Raw genomic sequence first — 6984 nt, forward strand, 5'->3', positions numbered from 1 at the left:
CCACTAATGTATAAAATATCCTTTCCTAAATTTTACTCATCTCAATAATTTTTTTGCACTTGTGAGAAATCCGGGTACACTGTCTGATGCACCACTGCGGGGTAGGGTTAGCTTTTTGAAAGTTGTATCAATATTAAAGTCCTTAGAAGCTACTACTAAATCTAGAGGTAGGGATTCCGAGTCATTCCACACCTGAGCCAAGGCTTGATCTGGAAATGGAGTCGGCTCACTCTCTATTCCTTTTCGTTCTGGGCTGATGTCTACAAGCAATAAATAAGTCTGTCCGTGAATTAAGGGTTCGCTGGGTGGAACAGTTATGTGATGGCGTAGCCCCTCGCAGGCATCGTCAGGGTTAACAAAGTAAGTATTAAAGTAACGATAGTTTTCTACATAGTTGGAGATTTCTTGTATAAAAGGTAGCTGCTTAACAGTGTGGTCTTGGTTGGAAAGACGCAGGATGGAACTGGTAAGGCTAATTACCGGGTTTGGTTGATTGTTGGGTTCACCTTTGGTTTGACCATCAAAGGTAATAATTTCTTTTGTCTCTCCGAATAGTTCTTTCTCTAAATAAGCTAGGCTTGGTAACAATTCTCTAGGGATTCGACCGTCTAAAGCGTCTAATTTGACTTTTATCGCTTCAAAAAGCTGATGTAAAGTAGAATTTGCCTGAATTATAATAATTAATTCTGGTTCAATAAACTCCCAGTAATCAGGATCGAGAGCTAGTTGCTGTCCTACATCTTGCAGAAGTGCTTGTTCATCTTCGCTCAAAGGAATTTCCAGTTTTTTCAGCGCCAGTAACAGAGCTAGTAGAGTTTTGGTAACGGAAGAATTCATTGAAGTAGGTTGCTTGTAATACTTTATACGGTTAAAATTCTTAGCTATGAGAAGAGAAGCACTTATAGTTGGTATCAACCAATATCCTTTTTTAAAGGATACACCGACAAGTAAAGCCAAGCACCTGACTACGCCAGCAACGGATGCGGAAGCGATCGCGCAACTGCTGGAAGCTGATGATAATTTTCAAGTGCAACGACTGCCAAAGCGGGAGATTGATGGCAAAATACAGGTCGATCCAAATGGACAGGTATCTCTTGGGGAATTATCACGAGAAATTAACAAGTTGTTTTGTTCAGACAATAATCGAGACACGGCACTATTATTTTTTGCTGGACATGGATTACAGCAGCTAAATTCTTTGGGTAATAAGAGAAAAATCTCGTTGGCAACAAGTGATACTAAAGGAACAGGGGAAAATAGCATATTGCTCAATGATTTGTGGGAGTTGTTAGAGGAGAGTCCTGTAAAAGAGCAAATTATTTGGTTGGATAGCTGCTATAGCGGAGAATTATTAGAATTTCAAGATAGCGATTTACCAAGACGGATTTCTGGACTTAGGCGCTTCATAATTGCCGCATCTCACAGTTCAGAAGTTGCTTATGCGCGGCTAAATGGTAAACATGGCGTATTGTCAGGGGCACTGATAGAAGGGCTTGATCCTAGTAAAATACCACAGCGTGATTGGATAACTGATCGGACACTGGCAGATTTTGTGGAAAGGGAGTTAAAAATATACTACGAACAGACAAAAATTCCTCAAATTCCACAAATTAGGAGATCCGATCACTCAATCAAACTAATTCTCGGTCAAGGAGAAAAACACTTAGATTCTATTCCAAGTGACCTAACTACGTTACAAGAAGCAAAAAAAAGTTACTTAAAGCAGCTAAGAACGATTTTTGACGATGTTATATTTGCAGGTATTGATATAGAAAAATCTGTTGTTAATCAGCCTAAAAAATTAATAAACATTTTTGTTACACCTCTTTTAGAAGAAGATGTTGTTGGGCATGAAAAAGAAGCACAAAAAATCACAGCTAAAGAATTGTTTAAAGACGAACAAACTAGACAAGTCTTGTTGTTAGGTAAACCAGGTTTAGGAAAAACAGCTTTGATTAGTTATTTTGTCTTAACGTTGTGTGGACAACAGCCAGATTCAGAATTGGAGCTTTCAAATAAAATAGATAATTTTAAGTTTGATAAGCACAAACTTATACCTAGTAGCATTGGGCTATCAAATGATGTAGATTGGCTGCCAATTGTCTTTAAGATTCGAGACTTAGCTCGTCATCCCGATAGAAGCATTCTGGATTTTGCCCAATTTTTTGCTATAAATCGCTTACATTTAACATTGCCAAATAATTTTTTTGAAACCTGGCTAGAAAAAGGATATGCCATCATCTTTTTTGATGGATTAGATGAAGTAGAAAAAACTCAACAGCCAAAAATTGTTGATCTTATTAAGGCATTTTTAGGAAAGTATTCTCAGAATAGAGCTATTATTACTTCTCGTCCTATAGGTAATCCTGGCCGCTATTTTGAAACGGGTAAATTTACTCGATATTCCATTCAACCTTTTCCTAATGGACATATCGTTACCTTTATTAATCGTTGGTACGATAGCTATTGCCTAAATAAATTAGAGGCTGAACGTTATAAAGCTAATTTAAGAAAAGCTATACTTGGCAACGAGCGTATCAATATACTTGCACAAAACCCCCTGTTATTGACAATTATTTTGTTAATACATCGAGAACAAACTCAGTTACCTAAAGAAAGAAGCGAGCTTTATGATTGTGCCATTAAAACCCTCCTTAATTGTTGGGATAGTTTCAAAGAATTAGAAAATTGTAAAGTATTACAATATCTAAAACAAGATGATTTACGGTGGTTGATGGCACAATTAGCTTATTGGATTCATACTCAAGGTGGAGTAGACAATCAAGAAGGAGGAACCTTAATTGAACAGGATACTTTAGTTGAAAAATTAAGTAAATATATTCAGGATATTCAGACAGAGAAAAGAATAAAATATTATCAAGCTAAAGCTGAGGCAGAGCGATTTTTAGATCAAATAGTGCGGGATCGCGCTGGCTTATTATGTTTACAAGGTGATAGATGCTACGCCTTCGTACATAGAACATTTCAGGAATATTTGACCGCAGAAGATATTTGTAATCGAGCTAAAGAACATAGTGAACTAGAGCTTTTGTCATGTGAAATTCAGTCACATTTACATAATTCATATTGGCACGAAGTGATTTTGCTGCTTGTAGCACAATTAACTGGAAACCAAGTAACACATGCCATTCTGACGATTCTTCAGAGTAGAAGTGAATATGAGCAATGGCTGCATCGAGATTTACTATTTGCAGGGCGTTGTCTAGGAGAAAATCCGAAGCAGTTGGAGCAGGGAAAGCAAAATGCCAAATTAGTAACAGAGATTTTGACTCAACTAGTAAGATTGGAAGCTACTAATGATTTTTGTGTAGGGTTCAAAATAAAAAAACAAATTCCTGATATTTTATTAAATTTAAGTGGAACTAGTTTTGCATCAGAAGCTCTACAAATTATAAATTTTTATGCGTTGACAATCGATTTAGATAAAATTTTGATGTATCGCTTAACACTAGGAAGTCATAAAGAGGCAGTTAATGAAATTTTTCCTTTACTTAAAAATCGAAATTCATTTGAGCGGACAATAAAGATGTTAAATAAAGTTGCGAAATATAGTAATATTTCTGACTTTTTAATCAAGCAATTGCGTTCTGAATTTCATGGGGAATTAGGTATAGCTAAAGCTTTGAATGAACTAGGTTATCGTGATGAATATGTAGCTTTGACTTTAGAATCTTCCGACAACGATGACTATTATGATTATATTTCTAAGGAAGAATTTGATAAACAATTAATGGAAGAAGTTGATTCCCTTTATTCAGAAATAAGACCCTTATTAGGGGAATTAATAAATAATTCTGAAGTAGCAATAGATAATTTAATAATTCGGCTAGATTATGAGGATTATGGTATCAGTGAATATGTAGCTAAAGAATTGGGAGAAGCAAGCAAAAATTCTCGAATTATTGAGATAAAACTCCTAGAAAAGTTGCAGGATGAATCTTGTGAACAGTATGAGCGTAGTAATATTATTAGAGCGTTAGGTTATTTAACAACTCCCTCTCCAAATGTTATAAGTACTTTAGTTTTCCTACTTCATAAGGATGAGCATATATTTGTACGTCTAAGCGCAGCTAAAGCCTTAATTCAACTGAATATTGAGCATTATTTCGTTCTTAATCAACTATTTGACTTGTTAAAAGATTTTACTTTTACTTCTCTTGATTTGTTGCCTTGCAATTTCCCTGAAGATCCTCCCCAATGTGCTTCGATCTTTATTTCTGAAGTCTTCAATGCATTAGTTGAGTTAGGTAAAACGTTTGATTTGGTTGCTCCTGCATTAAATCAGTGGATTGAGCAACATCAGGACAAAGAGTATGTAGGAGTATTTGGAATTGACGCACTGTGGATGTTGCTAGAAGATACATCAGAAAGTTCTAAACAATGAATGCAGAATTTTAGCCGAGAATTTTTATCACAACACAAGCAGCAAGCAAACTCTCACCTCTCTCAAAAACCTTTACCATCTAGTCACACAATATCATCAGCACGTTTGCCAGTACCTTTATCTGCCGCGCCAATAGTTGTTTCACTTCGTTAACTAACCCATAACGCAGTTAACGTATGTTTTTCTGCATTCCAGTACAAGTATTTATTATAAGTATAAGCGCAATGTTTTCAAGTTGATTTGTCGGTAGTGGCAAAGTGCGTTCGCTTCACTGTTAATTACTGATTTCTCGTCTTTTAAGGATTGTAAGTATAGATTATTACTTTATAACTATTTTTAACATAGATTTTCCCGTAATTTACTAGATATTACTTTAAGTCCTAATCGCAACATTTAGCCCGCAAGCGGCTTCGCTTTTCTGGGTTAATGCACCCAATAGACTCATGTCAGCTATGCAAAGCATCAAACTTTCTTTTGCTTTCCTTTGCTGCCTCAATTACTTCTTCTAGAGTGCATTGGTACACTTCTAAAAATATGGGAATGTCCTCAATTGGCAACCTGGGAGTATGCCGCCCAATATCCCAGTTACGAACAGTTGACTCGGCAATTCCCAATTTAGATGCCACATCTACTGTTCGCAACCCTGCTTTTTCCCTTAACTCCTTCATATCCATAACAGAATAGTACTACCAATAAAATAGCAGTTAATTGACGTAGTTGACAAGCGCAGTTAACTAGCGGATAATAGATATATAAGAGAAGCGCCCCTGACTGCGAATCTGAAGCGCTTCTTTTGCCCTAAAATTAAAGAGCCTTCCAATCATGACATACCAAATCTACAGCCAACAACAGCTGCAACTGAAATCCATTGCCCGTCTCAAGCAAATCTACAGCGAAATCGGCTGCACAGTCAAAGTAAGCGATAAACGCTGTAAGGATGCCTGGATTTCCGCCATTGTTAGCTATCAGTCAAGCAAGATTCAAAAAGTCACCCTCGCTGCCCCCGACAACCAAGCCCTTGCTCAAGCCGAACTCGACAGTTACATCGCTGACCAAGCCCAAGCCATAGCTCCCGAACCCCTCACAATAGTCGAAATCTCGTTTGACGATCACGAATATTACGCTGATAACAAACTGATAGCCAGCATCAGCTATGACGACAACCACTTAACGCAACGCTGGGTAGTCATGATCAACGGTAAAGAAATATTCCGTGCCAACACTCTAATGCGTTGCGATCGCTTCATCTGCACTCACCACAAAGATGGTACGCTGCCAGTCCAAGAAGCAGGGGGGCAGGGAGCAGGGAGCAAGGGAGAAGAAATTGCCCCCCTGCACTCCGCACCCTGCTCCTTGTCCTCTTCTACTACTGAAAACCAAATCATGGCGCATATCTTCAACGAGTGCCAGAATTACGGGTTTGAAATTCTCGATGATGGCATTTACAACAACAACGGCGTGAAACTGGGGCAAGTCGGATGCACTGACGGGAACTGGTGGGTGAAGAGGCGTTATTCAGTCCAGCAGCAGTATTCTAACTCGGTGCTTGATGCTGTGCGTAGGCTTTGCCCGTCGCAGACATCGCTGTCGATGGTGGACGTGTCTACTGATGGTAAATCCATTTTTAAGGAATATTTTTTAGATCAGCCGTTAGAACAGCTAACTGGCGATAAATTGCAACGGCTGCTGGAGAGAGCGGAGTTAGTCACAGCGTAATTCAAACAGTTATCAGTAAACAGTTAACAGTTATCAAAATTCGACACTGTTAACTGATAACTGGTAACTGGTAACTGCTCACTGATTATTTCCCTTCATTCACCTATTCATCTATGCAACCCACAATATCCATTCCCAAACACTGGGGCTACCCACGCTTTGCTTTGGATCAACGTACAGAACAAGGCACGATTCTAGGACTTTATTACTACCCATCCGGTACAGAATTAGCTGAACAATTTGATGATGGTTGGCGCTATGTACTGATGCCTAATAAAAACTCTGATGAAACCTCGTACTTGAAAGAGGATCAAATCCAACCGCTCACGCCAGAAGAATTATTCCACCAAATCACTGCTGAAATTGACTTTTATCAACAGCAGATAAGCATTCTCAACCGACAGTTAACCGTATTAACTAAGGGTGCAAACAATGGCTAACTCTACAGACAGCTTTGACCGTAGAGCCAATCATTTGCTGCGTTCGATTCGGCTTTGTGGTGGTTGTGTGCCTCTGCATCGTCTGCAATTCCAATTCTCCGATTCAGTAATTCAAACACTGCTGGATAGAGAACTGGTGCAAGTACAGAACACGGGACGCGGCTTTTTGTTGGAGATTGCCGAGGATTTTTAAGTTATTAATCCCAGAGGACAAAATTATGAAACTTTACGCGAAAACCATTGCACAGACTTTACCCGATTGGGCAACTATCGTCGCACAGAGCGGAGATTTAATTGAGATTGAAATCAACGATGAACACCCAAATTTTCAATCTCTGCTTGAAGAGCTTAGTGGTGCAGAAAACTCTCCGGAGTCTCAAGTTGAGAACACAGTGACACGGGAGAACTCAATTTGTTGCTCTA

General features: G+C 38.6%; 6 protein-coding genes and 1 pseudogene. 5 read left to right on the forward strand and 2 right to left on the reverse strand.

All coding sequences use genetic code 11. The features are described from left to right. Positions 1 to 36: 36 nt before the first annotated feature. Positions 37 to 837 carry a hypothetical protein gene (locus ACEYW6_RS35325; protein ID WP_412983464.1) on the reverse strand — a complete coding sequence of 267 codons (801 nt, stop codon included), beginning with the start codon at positions 835 to 837 and terminating at the stop codon, positions 37 to 39. Between the two features lie 46 nt (positions 838 to 883). Here ACEYW6_RS35325 and ACEYW6_RS35330 point away from each other — a divergent pair, with 46 nt between their 5' ends. Continuing rightward, positions 884 to 4405, forward strand: a complete 3522-nt coding sequence (locus ACEYW6_RS35330; RefSeq protein WP_412983465.1) for a caspase family protein — start codon at positions 884 to 886, stop codon at positions 4403 to 4405. Positions 4406 to 4851: 446 nt separating this feature from the next. Here the strand turns inward: ACEYW6_RS35330 and ACEYW6_RS35335 are convergent, their stop codons facing one another. Next, positions 4852 to 5079 carry a helix-turn-helix domain-containing protein gene (locus ACEYW6_RS35335; protein WP_412983466.1) on the reverse strand — a complete coding sequence of 76 codons (228 nt, stop codon included), beginning with the start codon at positions 5077 to 5079 and terminating at the stop codon, positions 4852 to 4854. 148 nt (positions 5080 to 5227) lie between these two features. Here ACEYW6_RS35335 and ACEYW6_RS35340 point away from each other — a divergent pair, with 148 nt between their 5' ends. The 4 genes and pseudogenes from ACEYW6_RS35340 to ACEYW6_RS35355 all read left to right on the forward strand — a co-directional run. Continuing rightward, positions 5228 to 6121 (forward strand): hypothetical protein, encoded by an 894-nt coding sequence (locus ACEYW6_RS35340; protein WP_412983467.1) that lies wholly within the window; start codon positions 5228 to 5230, stop codon positions 6119 to 6121. 113 nt (positions 6122 to 6234) lie between these two features. Then, entirely contained in the window at positions 6235 to 6561 is a 327-nt protein-coding gene (locus ACEYW6_RS35345; protein WP_412983468.1) for a hypothetical protein, read from the forward strand. Then, a complete protein-coding gene (locus tag ACEYW6_RS35350) occupies positions 6554 to 6754 on the forward strand; it encodes a hypothetical protein (protein ID WP_412983469.1) in 201 nt (66 codons plus the stop codon). Before ACEYW6_RS35345 ends, ACEYW6_RS35350 begins: the two co-directional genes overlap by 8 nt. Before the next feature lie 25 nt (positions 6755 to 6779). Then, a pseudogene (locus tag ACEYW6_RS35355) lies at positions 6780 to 6984 on the forward strand (hypothetical protein); the annotation flags it as partial.

The organism is Nostoc sp. UIC 10607 (genome assembly GCF_047228265.1).
Classification (GTDB): domain Bacteria; phylum Cyanobacteriota; class Cyanobacteriia; order Cyanobacteriales; family Nostocaceae; genus Nostoc; species Nostoc foliaceum_A.

What these genes read in the sequence shown, in the direction of transcription:
- ACEYW6_RS35325 (WP_412983464.1), bottom strand. Translation starts at nt 837, where the DNA reads ATGAATTCTTCCGTTACCAAAACTCTACTAGCTCTGTTACTGGCGCTG.
- ACEYW6_RS35330 (WP_412983465.1), top strand. Translation starts at nt 884, where the DNA reads ATGAGAAGAGAAGCACTTATAGTTGGTATCAACCAATATCCTTTTTTA.
- ACEYW6_RS35335 (WP_412983466.1), bottom strand. Translation starts at nt 5,079, where the DNA reads ATGGATATGAAGGAGTTAAGGGAAAAAGCAGGGTTGCGAACAGTAGAT.
- ACEYW6_RS35340 (WP_412983467.1), top strand. Translation starts at nt 5,228, where the DNA reads ATGACATACCAAATCTACAGCCAACAACAGCTGCAACTGAAATCCATT.
- ACEYW6_RS35345 (WP_412983468.1), top strand. Translation starts at nt 6,235, where the DNA reads ATGCAACCCACAATATCCATTCCCAAACACTGGGGCTACCCACGCTTT.
- ACEYW6_RS35350 (WP_412983469.1), top strand. Translation starts at nt 6,554, where the DNA reads ATGGCTAACTCTACAGACAGCTTTGACCGTAGAGCCAATCATTTGCTG.